Source organism: Nocardia sp. NBC_01377 (assembly GCF_045040005.1).
Classification (GTDB): Bacteria; Actinomycetota; Actinomycetes; order Mycobacteriales; family Mycobacteriaceae; genus Nocardia; species Nocardia noduli.
The window spans coordinates 6,104,624-6,123,569 of record NZ_CP109566.1 but is presented as its reverse complement, the minus strand read 5'-3'; the positions used below and the strand labels follow the sequence as shown (position 1 = coordinate 6,123,569).

Sequence of the window (18,946 nt, the reverse complement as noted above, 5' to 3'; positions counted from 1 at the left end):
GCAACGCGGACGGCAACACCTTAGCTAGCCCATGTGACCTCGGTGAACCCTGCCCGGCTCAGGAGCGTGGCTTACGCCTCTCGAACCGCTTCGGGCCGCTGTGCTCGGTGCGCGGACCACGGGTGAACGAGCGGCTCTGCGGCGGGCCCGAATCCAGCTGGAGCTGGATCAGCACGCCGCTGATCCTGGTGCGCCGCAATGCTTCGAGCGTCTCGTTGGACAGATCGGCGGGCAACTCGACCAGGCTGTGATCCGGTCGAATGCTGATATGCCCGAAATCGCTGCGCCGCAAACCGCCTTCGTTGGCGATGGCGCCCACGATCGCGCCCGGCACCACGCGGTGCCGTTTGCCCACACTGATCCGGTAGGTGGCGAGTTCGGCGCCGCTGGTCCGGTTGAACCCGGTGCCGCGATCCTCGTCGAAGCCACGGGCCGGACGGTCACGCGGCGCGCGCTGCGGACGTTCCACCGGCTCCGGCTCGGGCTCCATGAAGAAGTTGTCGCCGTCGTAGGAGCCGACGGCCAGCGCCGCGGCGATATCGACCAGCGGGATGTTGTGCTCGCGTTCGTAATCCTCGATGAGGGTGCGGAACAGCGCCAGGTTCGGGTTCGACAGGTTCTCGGTGATGGTGTCACCGAATTTCGCGACCCGCTGGGCGTTCACGTCCTCGACGCTCGGCAGCTGCATCTCGGTCAGCGGATGCCGGGTGGCGCGTTCGATCGCCTTGAGCAGATGCCGTTCCCTCGGCGCGACGAACAGCAGTGCCTCGCCGCTGCGCCCGGCCCGGCCGGTGCGGCCGATGCGGTGCACGTAGGACTCGGTGTCGTGCGGGATGTCGTAGTTGACCACGTGCGAGATGCGGTCGACGTCCAGACCGCGCGCGGCCACGTCGGTGGCGACCAGGATGTCGAGCGTGCCCGACTTGAGCTGTCCGATGGTCCGCTCGCGCTGATTCTGCGCGATATCGCCGTTGATCGCGGCGGCGGAGAACCCGCGGGCGCGCAACTTCTCGGCAAGTTCCTCGGTGCCCTGCTTGGTGCGCACGAAGATGATCATCGCCTCGAACGACTCGACCTCGAGGATTCGGGTGAGGGCGTCGAGTTTGCGCTGGTGGGAGACCTGCACCCAGCGCTGGTTGATATTGACGTTGGTCGTGGTCTTGGTCTTGACCGTGATCTCGACCGGTTCGCGCAGATACTGCTTGGAGATCTTGCGGATCGCGGGCGGCATGGTGGCCGAGAACAGCGCGACCTGCTTGTCCTTGGGCGTATCGGCGAGGATGCGCTCGACGTCCTCCTGGAAGCCCATCTTGAGCATCTCGTCGGCCTCGTCGAGCACCAGGTATTGCAGCTGCGACAGGTCGAGCGTGCCCTTCTCCAGGTGATCGATCACGCGACCCGGGGTGCCGACGACCACGTGCGCGCCGCGGCGCAGTCCGGACAACTGCACGCCGTAGCTCTGGCCGCCGTAGATCGGCAGCACGTTGAGACCGGGGATGTGCGCGGCGTAGCGGCCGAACGCCTCGGCCACCTGGATCGCCAGCTCTCTGGTGGGGGCCAGCACCAGCGCGCGCGGCTGCTTGCCGATGATTTCCAATCCCATGAGGATCGGGATCGCGAAAGCCGCGGTTTTACCCGTTCCGGTCTGGGCGAGGCCGACCACGTCTGCGCCGGAGAGCAGCGGCGGAATCGTCGCGGCCTGGATCGGCGACGGCGACTCGTAGCCGACATCGGCGATGGCCGCGAGAAGGCGGTCATCGATCCCGAGATCGGCGAAGGTCGGGCCGTCGTTGTCCCTGTCGTTGTCGCCAGAAACGCTGTCGACCTCATTGGTGCTCATTGACCAGTACTTTACTGCCTTGTAGTAGCTGTCCCGGCCACCGGCCCAATACGGTGAGACCTATGCGATCGAATGACTCGTCCGCGGATCACGACCGGGCAACCGCGAAGATGTCGGTGGCCGTCATCCAATTCGCGCCGGGAAAGCAGCCGCCGGACAATCTGGAGGCGCTGCGTGAGCACGTCGCCGCGGCCGTCGACAGCGGTGCGAAGGTCGTCGTCGCGCCCGAGTACTCCATGTACGCGGTCTCGCGGCTCGACGAGCGGGTCGTGGCCGTCGCCGAACCGCTGACCGGCCCGTTCGTCACCGGGCTCGGTGCGATCGCCGCGGAGTTCGGCGTGCATCTGGTGGCCGGAACGGTGGAGCGCGGCGACCCCGGATCGGAACGTATCCGCAATACACTCGTTGCCTTCGACCCCTCGGGGACACAGATCGCGCGCTACCGCAAAGTGCACCTCTACGACGCCTTCGGACATCGCGAATCCGATGTGGTCGAACCGGGCGTCATCGAGACCCCCGCCACATTCGAGGCGGGCGGTGTGACATTCGGCATGCAGACCTGTTTCGACCTCCGCTTCCCCGAGGGCTTCCGGCGCAGCGCGGCCGCGGGCGCGCAGGTGCTGCTGCTGCCCGCCCAGTGGATTCCCGGCCCGGCCAAGGTGGATCAGTGGACCACGCTGGTGCGGGCCCGCGCCATCGAGAACACCGTCTACATCGCCGCCGCCGACCAGGCCGCGCCGCGCGGCGCGGGCGCGTCCATGATCATCGACCCGGCGGGGCGGATCATGGCCGAACTCGGCGACGAGCCGGGTGTGATCGCGGCCGAGGTCGACCTCGAACAGTTGGCCGCCGTCCGTGCCGCGAACCCGAGCCTGGCATTGCGCCGATTCTCGATCACCGAGCGGGGCCAGGAGTAGCGTTCGAACCGATGGGCTACACCGATCGGGCGGCCGCCGGTCGCGCACTGGGGGCCGAACTGGAACACCTGCGCGGGTCGCTGCCGCTGGTGCTCGGGCTGCCGCGCGGGGGCGTTCCGGTGGCGGCGGCGGTCCGCGACATCATCGGTGGTGACCTGGACATCCTGCTCGTCCGCAAACTCGGCGTGCCGTGGCAGCCGGAGCTGGCGATGGGGGCGATCGGGGAGGACGGCATCCTGGTGCGCAATCCCGACGTGCTGGCGCAATCCCGTGTGCCCGCACACGAATTCGACCGGGTCGAGGCGCGGGAACGCGCCGAACTGGAACGTCGCCGCACGATATGGCGGGGCGACGCCGCGCCGATCCCGATCGCGGGGCGCACCCTGGTCATCGTCGACGACGGCATGGCGACCGGCGCGACGGTGGTCGTCGCCTGCCGGGTCGCGCGGCTGCGGCGGCCCGAACGCATCGTGGTCGCCGTCCCGGTGTCCTCGCCCGAAGCCGTGCGACGGGTCGAGGGGGAGGCCGACGAGGTGATCTGCCCGCTGGTGCCGGAATCCCTCGGCGGAGTCGGGTCCGCCTTCCGCGATTTCCACCAGCTCGCCGACGACGAGGTCACCGATCTGCTGCGCTGACGTGCGTGTCGGCAACGGGTCGCGGTCGCGCCCGGGGATCAGCGCGAAGTCGCGCTCGCGCTCGATCGGCCCGCCGCGTTGAGCATGGGGCGCAATTGGGCGGCGAAACCTTCGGCGTCGACCGGGATGACGTCGACGTCGGCACCCGTGCGGATCGCGTACCGGCCGTCGCCGGTGATATCGATCCAGCACAGCACCCCGAACGGGTGCAACTCGCCGTCGGCGCGCGTGGCGGAGACCACGATCTGGCCGATGCCGTCGCGTGGCCTGCCGAGCAGACGGCGGATCCGGGCGGGCGCGGTGGGACCGGCCACCGGAACGGTCACCAGATCCCTGCTGTCCTCGCGCACGCGCGGCAGCGGCGCGACGAGCCTGGCCGAGGTACCGGGCGAGTTCTCCGGAAGCGTCGAGATCACGCGGGCGGCAAGACTTTTCGGGCCGCCGATGAAGAGACGAATATCACCGCCGCGATCCGAGGCCGAACCGGGCCGCTGGGCCGCCACCACCGCGATATGACCCGCCGTCGCACCGAGTACCCGCACCGGGCGCGGGCCGGGAAGGGTGTCGGCATCGCCGGTGCGCCCGACGGCCTCGGAATTCGAGGCCGCCGCGTGGTATGAGCCCGGTCCGTCGCCGGACGGGCCGTATGCCGGTGCCCGCGCCACGTACGGGGTGATCGGCGCGGGCCCGTTCCCGGAGGATCGGGCAGCGACGGGGACGCGGATATTCCGGCTGCCCACCGCCTCGTCGTCCGGTTCCGTCCCGAGTGGTGTTGCCGCCCGGCCGGATTCGGCGCCCAGTGCGGCATCGGTCAATACCGAGTGATCCGGTTGCGGGTCGTCGCGCGATCGCTGCGCGGACGCCGGATCGCACTCGCCGTACACCTCCAGTCGCACCGTCGGCCGGGCCAGCACGCGCAGCGCGGCCTCCAGATCGGCGTCGAGCACCCGGTCGCACCACGCGGTCAGCGCGGGCAATTGCGCGGCGCGCTCGACGGTGTCGCGGGCCGAGAGCCGCACCGAGAGCGGATAGGGGATCCGGTCACCGTCGGTGCGCTCCCAGGCCAGTGCGAACTGGTCGGGGGTCAGCGTCCAGTTCACTCCAGTTCGGTCCAGTCCCCGACCACCGGCGGTGTGGTGGGATCGAGCGCGCCGATCAACTCGTCCGGCTCGTCGGCGGGCTCGAGGAAGGTCAGATCGTCGTCATCATCGATCCACTCCAGGTCGTCGTCCTCGTCCTCTTCGGAACGTGCGGTGCGATTGACCTGGGGCGACCCGATTCCGGAACCGGAGCGGGCATTGTCGGCGGAGGTGGCGAGCGCGCCGCCCATCAGACCGCCGATCGCGCCCGCGCCCATGCCGTTGACGGCGTCGCCGCCGGTGTCGCGTCGCCGTTCGTCCCGCTTACGGTCCTCCTCGGTACTGCTCTGAGCGCCGGCGCCCGGAACGGTCGGCGCGACCACCGGGGCCGCCGCGGCGGGCACGGTCGGCACACCCGAACCGGGCGCGGTGACACGATCCGGGGCGGGTGTCGGCACGGTGGAAGCCGCCTGCTGTGCGGTCGTGGCGGCGGTCTGCGCCGATACGGGGACCGAAGGCGGGTCGACCACGTGCGGGGCGGAGGTGAGCACGGGGGAGGCGGGAACGGTGGCCGCCTGCGCCGTCGTGGCCTGCGCCGCAACGGGTTCGGTTCGTGACGAGGTCTCCTCCGGAACGGACGTCGCGAGAGCCGCCACGTCGACATCCGAAATTGGTTGGTTCACAGGGACACTCGCGGTATACACGGGAGTCGTCGGTGCGGCCGCCGTGGTCGCCGTGCCCGCAACCCGCTGTGAATCCGACGGTGTCGAGTCGGGAAAGGCGGGAACATCGGTCCCGGAACGGATGAACGCGTTCGTGTAGACGCTGTCCATCGCTCGCACCACGTCGCCGCGTTCGTGTTCGGCGGCTTTCTGCGTGGCGCTGTTGGCGGTCGCCTGACTCGGATCCAGCAGTGCGGCAGACAGATCCGGTGTGTCGGCGGTCGGCGCTCCCACCGCGCCGCGCAATGTCTCCGCGGCGTCACCGGCGTGGCCGAGACGTTGCGCCACCACCGACATCACATCGGCGAGCTGCTGGCCGTGCTGTTCGAAGGACCGGACCGCCTCGGCGGCGGTCCGCGCCGCGCCCCCGCGCCAACCGTCGGCGATGAGCGCGCGAATCTCGGTGTGCGCCTGCGACACCGCGTCCGCGACACCGGTGGCGGATCCCTGCCATGCCTGCTGTCCCGCGCTGAGTGCGGCGGGGTCGAGCAGTTGCACTCCCGCGTGGATCCGGCGATGGGTCAGGTTGTCGAATATCTCGACATTCGGCGCGTAATCGGGGTCGTGGCGGGTGTGCTCCCCGCGTTCGGCGTTCGTCGGGAGTTCACGCACGGATCGCTCCCGTCGGGTCGATCCGGCCGACCGCGCTCGCCAACTCGTCATCGGAACGGGTGTAGGCCGCGGCCGCGGCCCGGAAGGTCTGCGCGAGAGCCCGCGCGGCGTCGGCGTACTCGCGCAGCCGGACCACCGCGTCGTCCGCTTTGCCCTCGAAACCGCTGCGCAAGGCGGCGCCCGAGGCGAAACCGCCGAATCCGGGCAGCGAGGTCGCCTCACTCAGCACTCGGATCTGGGCATCGACCTCGTCGGCCAGCTGCTCGTACCTGCGGGCGCAGCGATCGTGGGCGCCGTCGGCGACGAGCACCCCGTCGATCCACAACTGTCCCTCGTCGACCGCCCTGTTCAGAGCCGTGACATCCGATCGCATCGCGGTCCCCCTTCCTCGTCGTGCCGTGACGGCGGCCCGATCGGCCCGCCGTCCGGCTCAGCGTTGCCGAGCCAGCCCCACCACCGCGTTTCGGAGCCACTGCGCGATATCCCCGGCGACCCGAGCGTGCCCCGGCTCGTGCAGCAGGTCGTGTCCGGCGTCGGCGTACTCACGCAAATTTACCGTTTCGTGGCGCGCAGTCCATACCCTCATCGCATCGATCGGCGCCCGACGGTCCTCCAACCCGTGCACGGCGAGCACGGGAAGGCGTGCGGGCAGCGGGGTGCCGAGCGCTCCGGGAACACCGCCGCCGAGCGCCCGCTTCGGCACGCCGGACAGCACCAGACCGGTCAGGTCCTCGACGGGCAGACTCGGCGTCACCGGCACGTTGGCCTCGACGGCGGACAGGTCGGCCTCCGAGCCGACATCGGGGATGGCCGCGCCGAGCATGCCGAGCGCGGTGACCGCGCCGAGCGAATGGCCCATCAGCACCATCGGTGTGTGTGGAAGTTCCGCGCGTGTCAATTCGACCAGTTTCGTCGCGTCCGCCACCAGTTCGGCCAACGTGCCCGGATGTTCGGGATCGCCCTCGCTGAGTCCGTGACCTGCGGTATCGAGTGCCCACATCTCGACATCGATCGTTTTGAGGGTCCTCGCGAGCCGGTGATAATGGCCGCTGTGCTGACCCAGGCCGGGCAGGAGAACCACCACCGCGACGTTGTTTTCGACCGGCCACCGCCGATAGTGCATCCGGCCACGCGCGCCGTCGAAGAAAAGCATTAAAAGATAGTGCCAAAACTTTTGCGTATCAGGGTACTTCACACAGATCACGCGGATACGACTAGACTGCGCGGATTCGCCCCGCAGCCAGGAGGATCGACGTGTTCGTGAAACAGCATCGCAGTCGCGTTCGCTGGGCCCGTCCCGTCCTCGTCGCACTCGCCGTGACCTGCCTTTCCGGTGCGCCGACCGCCTCGGCGGACCCGGTGGCCGGTTGCGCGCCCGCCGTGGCGACCCCGGTGCTCCCCGCTCAGGTGCCGATTCTGGACTGGTCGGAGAACGTCACCTTCGACGCCGACGGCAATCTCTGGGTCGCACGCCTGTATCGCAACGCCGTCCAGCGCTACGACCGCACCGGCGCGCTGACCGCGACGGTGCCGGTCGAATTCCCCGGCGCGCTGCGGCTCGGACCTGACGGACTGCTCTACGTGGTCTACGGGGACGCGCCGACCAGCGCGGTACGTCCCGGCGGCGTGGTCCGGTTCGATCCCAGGGCCGCGCAGCCGCGTCCCGAGGTCTTCGTCGACGGCTTGGCCTCGATGCCCAACGGCGCGGCGTTCGGGCCGGACGGGGCCCTCTACATCGCCGCGACGAACGCGGGCGTGATCAAGGTCCGCGCGGACGGCACGATCGATGCCGAATGGACCGCGCGGGCGGCGGGCTCGGGTGGCGGTTCAGGTGCCAATGGCATCGTGATCCGCGACCGCACGATCTACCTGACGGCGAACGGCAGCGCGCTGGGGCAGGTCGTCGGCATCGCGATCGACGCCCCCGAGCGCATGGCCGTGCTCGCCGACCTCACCACCGGCGTGGCGGGCATCCCCGATTTCGCCGACGATCTGCTGATCGACGACACGGGAATCCTGTATGTGACCACGTTGTCGGGCAAACTCGTCCGGGTCGATCCGAGCGGGGGAGCGATCTGCACGGTGCTGACCGGCCAGCCGATGACGTCGGTGGTCGCCGTGCCGGGGCAGCGCGACGAACTGTTCGTCGGCACCGAAGTCGGCACCGTGCTGCACGTCCGGCTCGCTCGCTGATCCGGGTCGGCGGACCGCCCGGTTCGGCGTCAGTGTCCGATCGGGTCCGGTTCGATCGGGTCGGTTCGTTCGGATAGCGGTCGCCAGGGCGGGGCGGGCGCGTTCGCCCCCGGTCCGGGACCGACCTCGACATCGCTCGGCAGGAGTTCTTCGCCGCAGCGTTCGCAGACGACCTTGGCGTGGGTTATCTCTCCGCATCCGCGATGCCGCAGTTGCGTCGGCGCGCCGTTGACGAGTCCGGTGTGCTTCTCGCCCCACGCGAGGATGGCGGCGATCACCGGATACAGCTCGATTCCCGCCGGAGTCAATCGGTATTCGTGCAGGCTGCGCTGCGGACCCGAGGCGTATTCGCGCCGTTCCATGATCCCGAAGTCGACCAGGCGGTTGAGTCGATCGGTGAGGATATTGCGCGCGATGCCGGTTCGGCGCTGGTAGTCCTCGAAGGTGCGGGCGCGGAAATAGGCCGCGCGCAGGATCGCGATCACCCAGCGTTCACCCAGTACCGCGCTCGAACGTTCGATGGCGCAGTTACTGCCCAGCAGATCATCGTGTTTCATCCAGGCCAGAATACCCCGTTGCAAAACGCAACTACGTCGCCTAGCTTCTAGTTGCATGTTGCAACGACGTGCCCTGGCGCTTCTGGCTATCTGCGGCAGCGCGTTCCTCGCCTTCCTCGACACTTCGATCGTCAATGTCAGCTTCCCCGATATCGCCGCCTCGTTCCCCGACGCCGACCGCGCCGAACTGAGCTGGGTACTCGACGCCTACTTCATCGCCATGGCGGCACTGCTCGTCCCGGCGGGCGGACTGGGTGACCGCTTCGGCCACAAGCCCTTACTACTCTGGGGCACAGCGCTTTTCGTACTCACCTCGATCGCCTGCGCGCTCGCGCCGACCTGGGAGTTCCTCGTCGGAGCCCGTGCGATGCAGGGCGCGGCGGCGGCGATCATCACGCCGGTGTCGATGGCGTTGCTGCTGCCCGAATTCCCGCTGGAGCGCCGCGCCGCCGCCGTCGGCATCTGGGGCGCGGCCGCCGCGCTCGCCGCAGGCGCCGGTCCGCCGCTGGGCGGGCTGCTCATCGAATTCGGCGACTGGCGCTGGATCTTCCTCGTCAACGTCCCCGTCGGACTCCTCATCCTCGCGGCGGGCCGGGCGGCGTTGCGCGATACCCCGCGCGGCACCGAGAGCGGACTTCCCGATCTGCTCGGGGCACTGCTGGCCGCGATCGGACTCGGACTGCTCGCCCTCGCCATCATCGAGGGACACAACTGGGGATGGGGCAGTCCCGGCACCGTCGCCTGTTTCGTCGTCGCGGCGATTCTGGTGGCTTGGCTGGTCCGTCGCTGCGCGACCCATCCGCACCCTCTCGTGGAACCGGCGCTCGCCCGCATTCCGAGTTTCGTTCTCGGCAATCTCGGCACGCTGCTGTTCGCGATGGGTTTCTTCTCGATGATCCTCGGCAACATTCTCTTTCTCACCGGGGTCTGGCAGTACAGCGTGCTGACAGCCGGTCTCGCGGTGCTGCCGGGCCCCTTGCTCACCACCGTCGTCGCCGTTCCGGCGGGCAGGCTCGCCGACCGTTTCGGACATCGCGCGGTGATCGTCCCCGGCGCGCTGATCTACGCGGCCGGCCTGTCGTGGTTGCGCGGAGCGGGTGCGGAACCGGATTTCCTCGGCACCTGGCTGCCCGGACAGTGTCTGGTCGGTATCGGAATCGGCCTGGCCTTCCCGGCTCTGGGCGCGGCGGCCGTCACCGATGTTCCGGCCGCCCGCTACGGCTCGGCCAGCGCCGTCGTCGCGGCCTTCCGGCAATTCGGCGCGGTACTCGGCACCGCGGTGCTGATCGCCGTCATCGGCACCTCCACCACCCTGGCGGACGCGCTGGCGGCCTCGGACCGCGCCTTCCTGTTCGGTATCGGAGCGGGCCTGGCGGCCGGTGTCGTCGCGCTCGCCCTGCGTCCGGCGACCGCGGCGGCGCGCTCGGCGGAGCCCGCCGTCGAGGTTGCCGTCGAGCCGATCGAAGTGAAATCGTGACCGCGAGTCGCCGAAACCGGCGCACCGCAAGGGAATCGGTGCTGGGAACGCTGCGGATGATCGTCGTCACGATGCAGGCGATCTCCCCGTCCGGTCGCCGCCGCTTCACGCTGGAAGTGTGCTGCGCGGTCGGTTCGGCGTTGCGCGAGGCCGAAGTGCGCGGCCCGGCGGACTTCGGCGCGACTTGCGCGCCCGATGGCGTCGAGTTACCCGAACATCGCTGGCATTACGTCACGGAGGAGGCGTGGGCCGACATGCGGCCTTGACGGGCCTGTCTCGGGCGCGGATCGGCTCCTCGGTCCGGAAAGGTAATCGCCCGAGACGGGGCTCAGGCGTCGTCGAGGAGACGACTCGGGGCCGCCTGCCGCCAGGAGTCGAACAGGATGTCGCGCAATTCCCCGGCATCCTCGAGCGCCGACAATCGCGCCCGCACCCACGAGGAGGATGCCTCGTGGGTGGGCACCCAGAATTTGTCCGGCTCGGCCGCGATCAACTCGTCCCGGTCGGGTTTCGGACAGCGCACCGCGAACGAGGTCTGATCATCGGGGACGGTGGCGAACATCTTGCCCGCCACATCAAAGGTCGGATGATCCCAGCGCTCCTTCTCCGCGGCCTCGGGAAAGGAGAGCGCGATCCGGCGCACGTCATCGGCGTCCAGCACGGTAGTGGGACGAGAACTCAGCTGCCGGAAGGAACTTCGCCCTGAACCGCCGCGCCCGCGGGGGGCTGCGGTGCGGCGGGCGCGGGCACCGGGGCCGGAGCGGGCGCCGCGGGGGCCGGTGTGGGAACGTCGGCGGGTGCCGGTGAACCGGTGCCGGGGCCGGCCTGCGGTACCGGCGGGAGGCTCGGCGTGGTCGGGGCCGCGGATTCGGGGGCGGGGGCCGCCTCCGCCGGTGCGGCGGCGGGCAGGTCGGGGACCACGAAGGTGCCGACGGTCGGCGTCATCACGCAGTTCGCGAACGGATAGTTGATGACACCCCACATCGAGGCGAGCACGGTGCCGGGACCGGAATCGATGGTCTTGGACAGCGTGGGCAGTCCGACCTCGGTGCGGTCGTCGAGTGTGTCCAGGCCGCTGCGGCCGTTGTTGATATTGACCCAGGCCACCACGAGGCCCGAATTCAGCGGCGCGCCCGTATGCGCGGGCGAGGCGCTGAAGCGCAGGGTGCCGGGGTCCGGGCTCACACCCTGGTTGCGATTGGGGCCCTCGGTGGTCGCCGCCGCGATGATGGTGGTGATCGGCCCGTGGCTGCCACAGCCGAAGGTGGGGGCGGCGTAGGCGAAGGGAATGAAACTGGCCGCAACGTGACGCAATTGGGGCACGTCGAGCAGTGAGGTGTACTCCTTCAGCGCTCCGACGCCCGCCTGCGCGGAGATGTCCTCTCCCGCCCGCACGGTGAGGTCGGTGAGCGTGGTCTCGACCGGTGACGCCGGTTCGGCGGACGCGCTGCCGAGGGTCAGAACCGCACCGATGCCGAGTGATGTCACTGCCGTGGCCGCGCGCGCGAAGGTTCTGCCGTTCACTACACAACTCCCTTTTGACTGCTGAACGCGTGGGTTTTTCCCAGCCCCACCTGCAGCAAGTTACCAGTTCGCCGTGGAGTGCGCCCGGGTAGCCGTCGTGGTCGCCCGGTGGTTGCCCGTGTTTGCGTGTTTGCCTGGTGTGATCCCGGAGTCAGCGGGAGACTACCGGGAGGTAGGGTTTCACTCGGACGTACGAGACACCATGGGAGCTATGTATGAAAATATCCCTGTCCCCCGACGAGGTCGCCTTCCGCGACGAACTGCGCCAGTTCTATCGCTCCGAGATTCCCTCCGAGATCCGCGAGCGTGTGAAATACGGTAAGGAGCTGTCCCGCGAGCAAGTCGTCATCTCACACAAGATCCTCAACGACCACGGGCTCGCCGTGCCGAACTGGCCGGTGGAGTGGGGCGGCAAGGACTGGACGCCGATCCAGCGCCACATCTGGCAGGACGAGATGCAGCTGGCCTCGGTTCCCGAGCCGCTGACCTTCAACGCCCAGATGGTCGGTCCGGTCATCGCGCATTTCGGTTCCCAGGAGATCAAGGAGCGGTTCTTGCCGCCCACCGCCGCCATGGACATCTGGTGGTGCCAGGGCTTCTCCGAGCCCGACGCGGGTTCCGACCTCGCCGCGCTGCGCACCACCGCGGTACGCGACGGTGATTCCTACATCGTCAACGGCCAGAAGATCTGGACGACCCTGGCCCAGTACGCGGATTGGATCTTCTGTCTCGTACGCACGGATCCGAACGCGCCCAAGAAGCAGGCGGGCATCTCCTTCCTGCTGTTCGACGTGAAGAGCCCCGGCGTCACCATCCGCCCGATCAAGCTGATCGACGGCGGATACGAGGTCAACGAGGTCTTCTTCGAGAATGTCCGCGTTCCCGCCGATCAGCTGGTCGGTGAGGAGAACATGGGCTGGACCTACGCCAAATTCCTGCTCGGCAACGAGCGCACCGGCATCACGGGCGTCGGACGGACCAAGGTCAAACTCGGTGTCGCGAAGGAATACGCGCGTCAGACCGGTGCCGGGGCCGGAACCCTGCTGGAGGACCCGCTGTTCGCGGCGCGGGTCGCCGAACTGGAGAACGAACTGCTCGCTCTCGAACTCACCCAGCTGCGCGTGGTGTCCAACTCCGAGGACGGCAAACCGAATCCGGTGTCGTCGGTGCTGAAGATGCGCGGTTCGGAATTGCAGCAGGCGGCCACCGAACTGCTGCTCGACATCGCGGGACCGGACGCGATTCCGGTCGGCGCGGACGATATCGCCTCACCCGCCTGGGCCCAGCGCACCGGTCCCGGCTACCTGAACTACCGCAAGACAACCATCTACGGAGGTTCGAGCGAGGTGCAGCGCACCATCATCGCCTCCACGATCCTCGGATTGTGAGGGGCCATCATGGATTTCGAACTCACCGATGAACAGGTCATGCTGCGTGACACCGTCCGCGACCTGCTCGCCCGCGCCTACGATCCGGAGACCCGGCTCAAGGTGACCGATACCGAACTCGGTTGGAGTCGCGACGTCTGGAATCAGCTCGCCGAACTCGGCGTCCTCGGCCTGCCCTTCTCCGAGGAGGACGGCGGCGTCGGCGCGGGCCCGGTCGAGACCATGGTCGTGTTGCAGGAGGTCGGCCGCAGGCTGGCTCCCGAGCCGATCGTGGACGCGGTCTACGTGCCCGGCGCCCTGGTCGCCCTCGCGGGCAGTGCCGAGCAGCGCGGACGCATCCTGCCCGAGATCGCGGGTGGGACCAGACTGCTCGCCTTCGCCCATGCCGAACCGGGTAAGCGGTGGCCGTCGGCCGAACTGGGCACCACGGCCACCGCGCAGGGTGATTCGTACACGCTGACCGGTGTGAAGAATCCGGTCTCGCACGGTGACGCCGCCGACGAACTCGTCGTCAGCGCGGCGCTGCCGGGCGGCGGTGTCGGACTGTTCCTGGTCGCGCCGGATGCCACCGGCGTGGTCCGCAAGACCTACAGCACGGTGGACGGATCGCGCGGCGCCCAGATCGAACTGGACAACGCGCCCGGCGAACTGCTGGGTGACGCGCAGGACGCCGCCGACACGGTGCTGTCGGCGCTGACCCACGCGCAGGCGCTGCTGTGCGCCGAATCCATCGGCGCGATGGAGGAGGCGCTGCGGCTGACCACCGATTACCTCAAGGCTCGCAAGCAGTTCGGTGTCACGCTGTCGAAGTTCCAGACGCTGACCCAGCGGGCGGCGAACATGTACGTCTCGCTGGAACTGGCGCGCAGTATGAGCCTGTACGCCACGGCGTCGCTGGCGGACGGCTCGGTCGATCCGGTCGTCGGCTCGCGGGCCCGGTTGCAGATCAGTCGTTCGGCCCGGCATGTCGGGCAGGAGGCGATCCAGATGCACGGCGGTATCGGCGTCACCGCGGAATATCCGGTGGGCCACTACGTCGCCAGACTGACCGCGATCGAGCGCACCCTCGGCGGCTCGCTCGAGCATCTGTCGGTGCTCACCGCGCGGGTCGGGGAGTACGAACTGCCGGAGCTGTAGGTCGGCTACGACGGTGGCCGGATGGCCCGGTGCGGGGTTCGCTACTCGCGCCGACCATCCGGCTTTTTCGTGTTCCGAAGGGTCGGCGCGGATCGAGTTGGCGCTCGAGTCCGGGTTATTCGGATACTCGGTGCCCTCGATCGGCGTTCATCGTGGCGTGGTGGTCGGGTCCGCGGAGACGAGCGGGTCCGGGACGATCGTGGTCGCGTCCTCGGTGGTGGTGGTCGACTCCGCGAGGGGCGATTCCGTGGTCGCGCCCGCGTTCGTCGGTTCGATGACGATTGGTTCTCCCGCACCGGGTCGCGGGACGCTCGAATCCTCGGTGCGCGTTTCCTCCAGGGCCGCGGCTTCCTCGGTGCTCGTCTGCGCGCGGGTCGTCGGCACGGATTCCTCGACGGTGGTCGGATCGGCCGTCTGCGTGCGGGTTCGGGTCGTCGTCGGGGTCTCTTCGGTATCCGAACCCCGGATGGCGGGCGGCGTCGTCGTGCGCGTGGGGGACGTCCGTCCCGGCCGGGTGGAGGATTCGGGTGACTCGGTCGCCGAGTCCGGTTCGGCGCCCGGCGAAGTCGATGAAGGCGGGGTGTATCCGGCGGGCCTGCGCGGCGGGCCCGCGGGGGCCATCTGCCAGGTCGGGGACGGCGGGATGATCACCTTGGGCACCGTGACGCTCGAACCGTCGCGCATGGTCGCCACCGCGGCGGCCGGACCGAGTTCGAGCGGCGGCGGCGGCACGTAGATGTCGTGGTGTCCGACACCGCAGGCGCCGATGAGAACCAGGCCGAGCGATACGGCGCCGACTGCGATCGCCGGACCGGCGATCTTGGCCCTGCTGCTCACCATCGGGGTCTCTCCTCGTGTGTTTTCGAGTGGGCTCACCATAAACCAGGTCGATCGACCAAGCCAGATGGGACGCCGGTCGGCGGGTCCGCGACCACCGATTTTTAAAACATTAGTGATTCAAATATCGAATTGGTCTCACCGGCGTGTCGTGGACACGTGTCGCGCCATATCGGCCAGCGCGGGTCGTAGCGTTGTGATCGAAGTTACGCGTGAGACGCCTGTATCAGATGAGAGACGCGCCGCTCGAGCCGCGCGATGGCAATACTCTTGTCGGCGTCATCGAGGAGTGGTGATGGGAGCATACTCGACAACGCCGTTGCGCTCCGCGCCCGAAGTCGACGAGCCGCAGGCCCCGGCATCGGAGCGGCACGACGAGTCGACGCGGAGTGAGTCGGCGCACAGCGGGTCGGCACACGGTGAGTCGACACAGCCGGTGCGCGCCGTGCCCAGGGTCCTTTTCCGGATCCTCGGATGGGTTTTCTTCGTAGCGGGCCTCGTCGGTGCCGTATTCGGCATCGCCGGGCTGCACGTGGAGATCACCGTCGCGGGCTTGATCCTGGCCTGTACGTCCGGACTGGTCCTGCTCAAGTTGCGCGCCGACAAGGGGAAGCCCGGCGACTGAAGGATTTCCGCGCGGCGGATCAGGCCGACGCCCGACGCGCCACCCACTCGAATGCCTCGGCCTTCGAACGCGCCCCCTGCGCGGCCCGCGAACGATTGGGCTCGCCGAGATCGCCCAGCAGTTCCTCGGTCAGCTCGACCAGACCGGCCAGCGTGGCGGGGGTGAACCAGGCGGGTCTGGTGGCGAAGAGGATGTCCTCGGTCGAGGTGTTGCCGCTGGCTCCCGGTGCGAACGGGCAGCCGCCGAGACCGCCGAGCGAACCGTCGACCATGGTCGCTCCCGCCGCGAGCGCGGCCAGCGTGTTCGCCACCCCCATACCCCAGGTGTCGTGGCCGTGGAAGACGATGCGGCGCCGCGGAGTTCGCGTCGCCACCGCGGAGATCAGCTCCGTCACCTGAGCCGGATGCGCCTGGCCGAGGGTGTCGGCGATCACGATGTCGGCAGCGCCGTCGGTGCGGGGATCCGCGGCGATGGCGAGTACCCGCTCCGGATCGACCGGCCCCTCGAAGGGGCAGGTGAAACTGGTCGCCAGGCAGAGTTGGATCTCGCCGCCCGCCTCCTGGGCCAGACGTACCGCGTCGGGCATGGCGGCGACGCTGTCCTCCGTGCTGCGTCCGATATTGGCCCTGTTGTGCGAATCCGAGGCGGAGAAGCAGTACTGGAAATTGCGCACGCCCGCCGCCGCGGCCTTCTCGATATGGCGCGGCGTCGCCACCCAGACCCAGCAATGCCGCAATTCATCGGGGGTGAGTTCGGCGATGAGATCCATGGTGTTGGCCATCGGCGGCACCAGATCCGGCCGCGCCATGGAACCGATCTCGAGCGCGGGCACGCCGAGCGTGAGCAGCTTCCGGACGATGCGCACCTTGTTTTCGACCGGCAGTACCTTCCCGGTGAGTTGCAGACCGTCACGCAGGGTCACGTCACGCAGAACGGATTCGGTCGCCTTCATCACTTCTCCTCGCGCGTCCGGTTCGGCACGCACATGACGCCCGCCCAGGCCTTCCGGTTGATTCCCGCCGGATTCGGATGCACGGTCGGCCTGCGCGGCGAGGGCGCGCGCGTCTCCCAGCGACCCCGGCCCATCGGACGACGACGCTCGGGACCCGGCCTGCTCACGAGATCCCCATCGCGTCGACCTCGGCGGCGCTGCGGCCGAGGAGTTCGGTGAGCACCTCGCGGGTGTGCTCCCCGAGATCGGGGCCGACGTTGCGGATGGGAAGCGATTTCCCACCGATGACGGGCACGATGCCGGGGAATCCGACGGTCTTGGGTTCGGGTTCGCCGACGTCGACCGCGAACGGCTGGATCATGTCGCGGGCCAGATACTGCTCGTCGGCGACGATATCGGCGGCGGTGTAGATCGGACCGCAGGGGATGGCGGCGCCTTCCAGAATCGTCAACGCCTCGTCCCTGGTGTGGCGGATCGTCCATTCGGCGATCGACGCGTCGAGCCGCTCCCGGTGACGCCAGCGGCCCGCGTTGTCCTGGAGTTCGGGATCGGCGGCCAGATCCGGGCGTTCGATCACCGCCATGTAGCGCTGGAAGATGGCGTCGCCGTTGCCGCCGATGATGATGCTGACCCCGTCCGCGCACGGATAGGCGTTGCTGGGGGCGATGCCTTCCATCCGGCCGCCGACCCGTTCCCGGTTGATGCCGTAGGCGAGATAGTCCGGCACCAGCGATTCCATCACCGACAGGATGGCCTCGTTCAGCGCGACGTCGATGACGCGCTCGGACAGCGCCACCGAACCCGCGTCGACCCGCTCACGCCGGAACAGCGCCATGACCGTGCCGAATGCCGCGTAGATGCCCGCGATCGAGTCGCCGATGGACACTCCGACGCGCACCGGCGGACGGTCCGGATCGCCGACGAGTTCACGCAGGCCGCCGACCGCCTCGGCGACCGCGGCGAATCCCGGGCGTTCGGCCATCGGACCGGTCTGTCCGTAGGCGGAGATGCGGGTGATGACGAGATCGGGATTGACGGCATCGAGGACCTCGGGGCCAAGGCCCCACTTCTCCAGCATGCCGGGACGGAAATTCTCGAGCAGCACATCCGAATGCCGGATGAGGTCGAGCACGATCTCGCGGCCCTGTTCGGTGCGCAGATCCAGCGTGATCGACTTCTTGTTCCTGTTGACGGTGCGGAACAGCATCGAGGTGTCACCGCCGTAGAGCCGCCAGTTGCGCAACTCGTCACCCACCCCGGGCCGCTCGACCTTGATCACCTCGGCGCCGAAATCGCCGAGAATGCGTCCGGCGGTCGGCGCCGCGATGTAATTGCCGAGCTCGAGGACGCGAACGCCGTCCAACGGCCGAATACTCATGGCAACCAGTGTGGACTATCGACCACCTGTCGGCGCCGCGCACCTCGTCCGACGGCACGGCGTCCGACCGCCGTGGCCGCCCCTCATCGCCGGGGCGGGGCCCGACCGGGGGTGAGGGCCCGGTCGGGCCCGCTCGGTCAGGCGGCCTCGGTGACGTCCTCGACGATCGAGTAGTGCTCGGCGTCGCCCGCGACGACGGTGCTGCGCCTGCCGTCGACACCGACCGGGACATCGCCCGCCAGCGTGATGCGGGTCAGGCGGCGCGGCGCGTCGTCGTAGTCGTCGATCGCGTAGTGCTGGGTGGCGCGGTTGTCCCAGATCGCGACATCGCCCAACTGCCAATCCCAGCGGGTGGTGTTCTCCAGCCGGGTCACCCGATCCTGGAACAGCCGGAACAGCGCCTGCGACTCCGGGGAGGACAGACCCACGAAATGCTTGACGAAATGACCGACCAGCAGCGACTTCTCGCCGGTCTCCGGATGGACCCGCACCACCGGGTGTTCGGTCTCGTAATAGGTCGACTCGAATTCGGCGCGGTAGGCGGTCGAATTCGGATTGTTCCTGATCGTGTTGTGCGAGGCTGCGTAGTCGTAGACGTTGGTGTGCACCGCGCGCAGATTCTCGGCGAGCGACTTCAGCGGCTCGGGCAGCGACTCGTAGGCCGCGACGGTGGAGGCCCACGTGGTCGAGCCGCCGTAGGGCGGTAGGTGCACCGCGCGCAGGATCGACGCCTTCGGGATCCGGTCGACGAAGGTGACATCGGTGTGCCAGCTGTTGGCACGACCGCTCTCGGAATCGATCGCCAGACTTTTCACGCCCTTGGAGGTGACCGTGGGATGCGGGGTGGTCGGGGTACCGAGCAACCGCGCGAATTCGTACTGGCCGTCCTCGGTCAGATGATCCTGGCCGCGGAAGAAGATCACCTTGTGCTCGAGCAGCGCGGCACGGATCACCTCGACGGTGGTGACGTCCAGATCGGCGCCGAGCCGGACACCGTCGACCCTGGCGCCGATGCGGGAGCCGAGTTTGGACACCGTCGCGGTGCGGGGGGTGGCGTAGTCGACCGTCATGTG

21 protein-coding genes are annotated in these 18,946 nt (G+C 68.8%); 8 read left to right on the top strand and 13 right to left on the bottom strand.

Translation table 11 applies throughout. The features are described from left to right. Positions 1-58 precede the first annotated feature (58 nt). Positions 59-1,840, bottom strand: coding sequence for a DEAD/DEAH box helicase (locus OG225_RS28330; protein ID WP_216909067.1), 1,782 nt, complete (start codon positions 1,838-1,840; stop codon positions 59-61). 62 nt (positions 1,841-1,902) lie between these two features. Between OG225_RS28330 and OG225_RS28325 the strand changes: the two genes are divergently transcribed. Together OG225_RS28325 and OG225_RS28320 are read left to right on the top strand one after the other, a co-directional pair. Beyond that, the gene (locus OG225_RS28325) at positions 1,903-2,757 is read left to right on the top strand and encodes a carbon-nitrogen hydrolase family protein (protein ID WP_405178041.1); all 855 of its coding nucleotides are present in this window, start codon (positions 1,903-1,905) and stop codon (positions 2,755-2,757) included. A gap of 11 nt (positions 2,758-2,768) precedes the next feature. Beyond that, positions 2,769-3,392, top strand: coding sequence for a phosphoribosyltransferase (locus OG225_RS28320; RefSeq protein ID WP_405178040.1), 624 nt, complete (start codon positions 2,769-2,771; stop codon positions 3,390-3,392). Between the two features lie 38 nt (positions 3,393-3,430). Here the strand turns inward: OG225_RS28320 and OG225_RS28315 are convergent, their stop codons facing one another. From OG225_RS28315 to OG225_RS28300, 4 genes are read right to left on the bottom strand one after another with little or no spacing between them, the layout of a single operon-like run. Then, on the bottom strand, positions 3,431-4,492 hold the full coding sequence (locus OG225_RS28315) for an ESX secretion-associated protein EspG (RefSeq protein ID WP_405178039.1): 1,062 nt from the start codon (positions 4,490-4,492) through the stop codon (positions 3,431-3,433). Further along, on the bottom strand, positions 4,489-5,805 hold the full coding sequence (locus OG225_RS28310) for a WXG100 family type VII secretion target (protein WP_405178038.1): 1,317 nt from the start codon (positions 5,803-5,805) through the stop codon (positions 4,489-4,491). Before OG225_RS28310 ends, OG225_RS28315 begins: the two co-directional genes overlap by 4 nt. Next, positions 5,798-6,178, bottom strand: coding sequence for a hypothetical protein (locus OG225_RS28305; RefSeq protein ID WP_216909074.1), 381 nt, complete (start codon positions 6,176-6,178; stop codon positions 5,798-5,800). The genes OG225_RS28310 and OG225_RS28305 overlap by 8 nt, the downstream gene beginning before the upstream one ends. Positions 6,179-6,235: 57 nt before the next feature. Beyond that, positions 6,236-7,000: an alpha/beta hydrolase gene (locus tag OG225_RS28300; RefSeq protein ID WP_405178037.1), complete on the bottom strand. Its 765-nt coding sequence runs from the start codon at positions 6,998-7,000 to the stop codon at positions 6,236-6,238. Positions 7,001-7,059: 59 nt separating this feature from the next. Here OG225_RS28300 and OG225_RS28295 point away from each other — a divergent pair, with 59 nt between their 5' ends. Further along, positions 7,060-7,998: an SMP-30/gluconolactonase/LRE family protein gene (locus OG225_RS28295; protein ID WP_405178036.1), complete on the top strand. Its 939-nt coding sequence runs from the start codon at positions 7,060-7,062 to the stop codon at positions 7,996-7,998. Positions 7,999-8,027: 29 nt separating this feature from the next. Here OG225_RS28295 and OG225_RS28290 read toward each other — a convergent pair whose 3' ends face one another. Next, positions 8,028-8,555, bottom strand: a complete 528-nt coding sequence (locus OG225_RS28290) for a winged helix-turn-helix transcriptional regulator (protein WP_405178035.1) — start codon at positions 8,553-8,555, stop codon at positions 8,028-8,030. 55 nt (positions 8,556-8,610) lie between these two features. On the opposite strand from OG225_RS28290, the gene OG225_RS28285 reads away from it, so the two are divergent. Next, positions 8,611-10,032 (top strand): MFS transporter, encoded by a 1,422-nt coding sequence (locus tag OG225_RS28285; RefSeq protein WP_405178034.1) that lies wholly within the window; start codon positions 8,611-8,613, stop codon positions 10,030-10,032. After that, entirely contained in the window at positions 10,029-10,298 is a 270-nt protein-coding gene (locus OG225_RS28280) for a hypothetical protein (RefSeq protein ID WP_405178033.1), read from the top strand. The genes OG225_RS28285 and OG225_RS28280 overlap by 4 nt, the downstream gene beginning before the upstream one ends. 62 nt (positions 10,299-10,360) lie before the next feature. On the opposite strand, the gene OG225_RS28275 is transcribed toward OG225_RS28280, so the two are convergent. Together OG225_RS28275 and OG225_RS28270 are read right to left on the bottom strand one after the other, a co-directional pair. Further along, the gene (locus OG225_RS28275; RefSeq protein WP_405178032.1) at positions 10,361-10,693 is read right to left on the bottom strand and encodes an MmcQ/YjbR family DNA-binding protein; all 333 of its coding nucleotides are present in this window, start codon (positions 10,691-10,693) and stop codon (positions 10,361-10,363) included. Positions 10,694-10,710: 17 nt separating this feature from the next. Continuing rightward, a complete protein-coding gene (locus OG225_RS28270) occupies positions 10,711-11,556 on the bottom strand; it encodes a hypothetical protein (protein ID WP_405178031.1) in 846 nt (281 codons plus the stop codon). A gap of 215 nt (positions 11,557-11,771) precedes the next feature. Between OG225_RS28270 and OG225_RS28265 the strand changes: the two genes are divergently transcribed. Both OG225_RS28265 and OG225_RS28260 read left to right on the top strand, forming a co-directional pair. Beyond that, complete coding sequence (locus OG225_RS28265) at positions 11,772-12,944, top strand: acyl-CoA dehydrogenase family protein (protein ID WP_405178030.1); 1,173 nt, start codon at positions 11,772-11,774, stop codon at positions 12,942-12,944. A gap of 9 nt (positions 12,945-12,953) precedes the next feature. Next, positions 12,954-14,081 carry an acyl-CoA dehydrogenase family protein gene (locus tag OG225_RS28260; RefSeq protein WP_405178029.1) on the top strand — a complete coding sequence of 376 codons (1,128 nt, stop codon included), beginning with the start codon at positions 12,954-12,956 and terminating at the stop codon, positions 14,079-14,081. A gap of 147 nt (positions 14,082-14,228) precedes the next feature. Here the strand turns inward: OG225_RS28260 and OG225_RS28255 are convergent, their stop codons facing one another. Continuing rightward, positions 14,229-14,921 (bottom strand): hypothetical protein, encoded by a 693-nt coding sequence (locus OG225_RS28255; protein WP_405178028.1) that lies wholly within the window; start codon positions 14,919-14,921, stop codon positions 14,229-14,231. Positions 14,922-15,213: 292 nt separating this feature from the next. Between OG225_RS28255 and OG225_RS28250 the strand changes: the two genes are divergently transcribed. Continuing rightward, entirely contained in the window at positions 15,214-15,543 is a 330-nt protein-coding gene (locus OG225_RS28250; protein ID WP_405178027.1) for a hypothetical protein, read from the top strand. A gap of 19 nt (positions 15,544-15,562) precedes the next feature. Here OG225_RS28250 and OG225_RS28245 read toward each other — a convergent pair whose 3' ends face one another. The 4 genes from OG225_RS28245 to OG225_RS28230 form a co-directional block, all read right to left on the bottom strand. Further along, positions 15,563-16,495 carry a hydroxymethylglutaryl-CoA lyase gene (locus OG225_RS28245; protein ID WP_405178026.1) on the bottom strand — a complete coding sequence of 311 codons (933 nt, stop codon included), beginning with the start codon at positions 16,493-16,495 and terminating at the stop codon, positions 15,563-15,565. After that, the gene (locus OG225_RS28240) at positions 16,495-16,662 is read right to left on the bottom strand and encodes a hypothetical protein (RefSeq protein ID WP_405178025.1); all 168 of its coding nucleotides are present in this window, start codon (positions 16,660-16,662) and stop codon (positions 16,495-16,497) included. The genes OG225_RS28245 and OG225_RS28240 overlap by 1 nt, the downstream gene beginning before the upstream one ends. Further along, positions 16,659-17,873, bottom strand: coding sequence for a CaiB/BaiF CoA transferase family protein (locus tag OG225_RS28235; RefSeq protein ID WP_405178024.1), 1,215 nt, complete (start codon positions 17,871-17,873; stop codon positions 16,659-16,661). The genes OG225_RS28240 and OG225_RS28235 overlap by 4 nt, the downstream gene beginning before the upstream one ends. 137 nt (positions 17,874-18,010) lie before the next feature. After that, positions 18,011-18,943, bottom strand: coding sequence for a TauD/TfdA dioxygenase family protein (locus OG225_RS28230; RefSeq protein ID WP_405178023.1), 933 nt, complete (start codon positions 18,941-18,943; stop codon positions 18,011-18,013). Positions 18,944-18,946 lie beyond the last annotated feature (3 nt).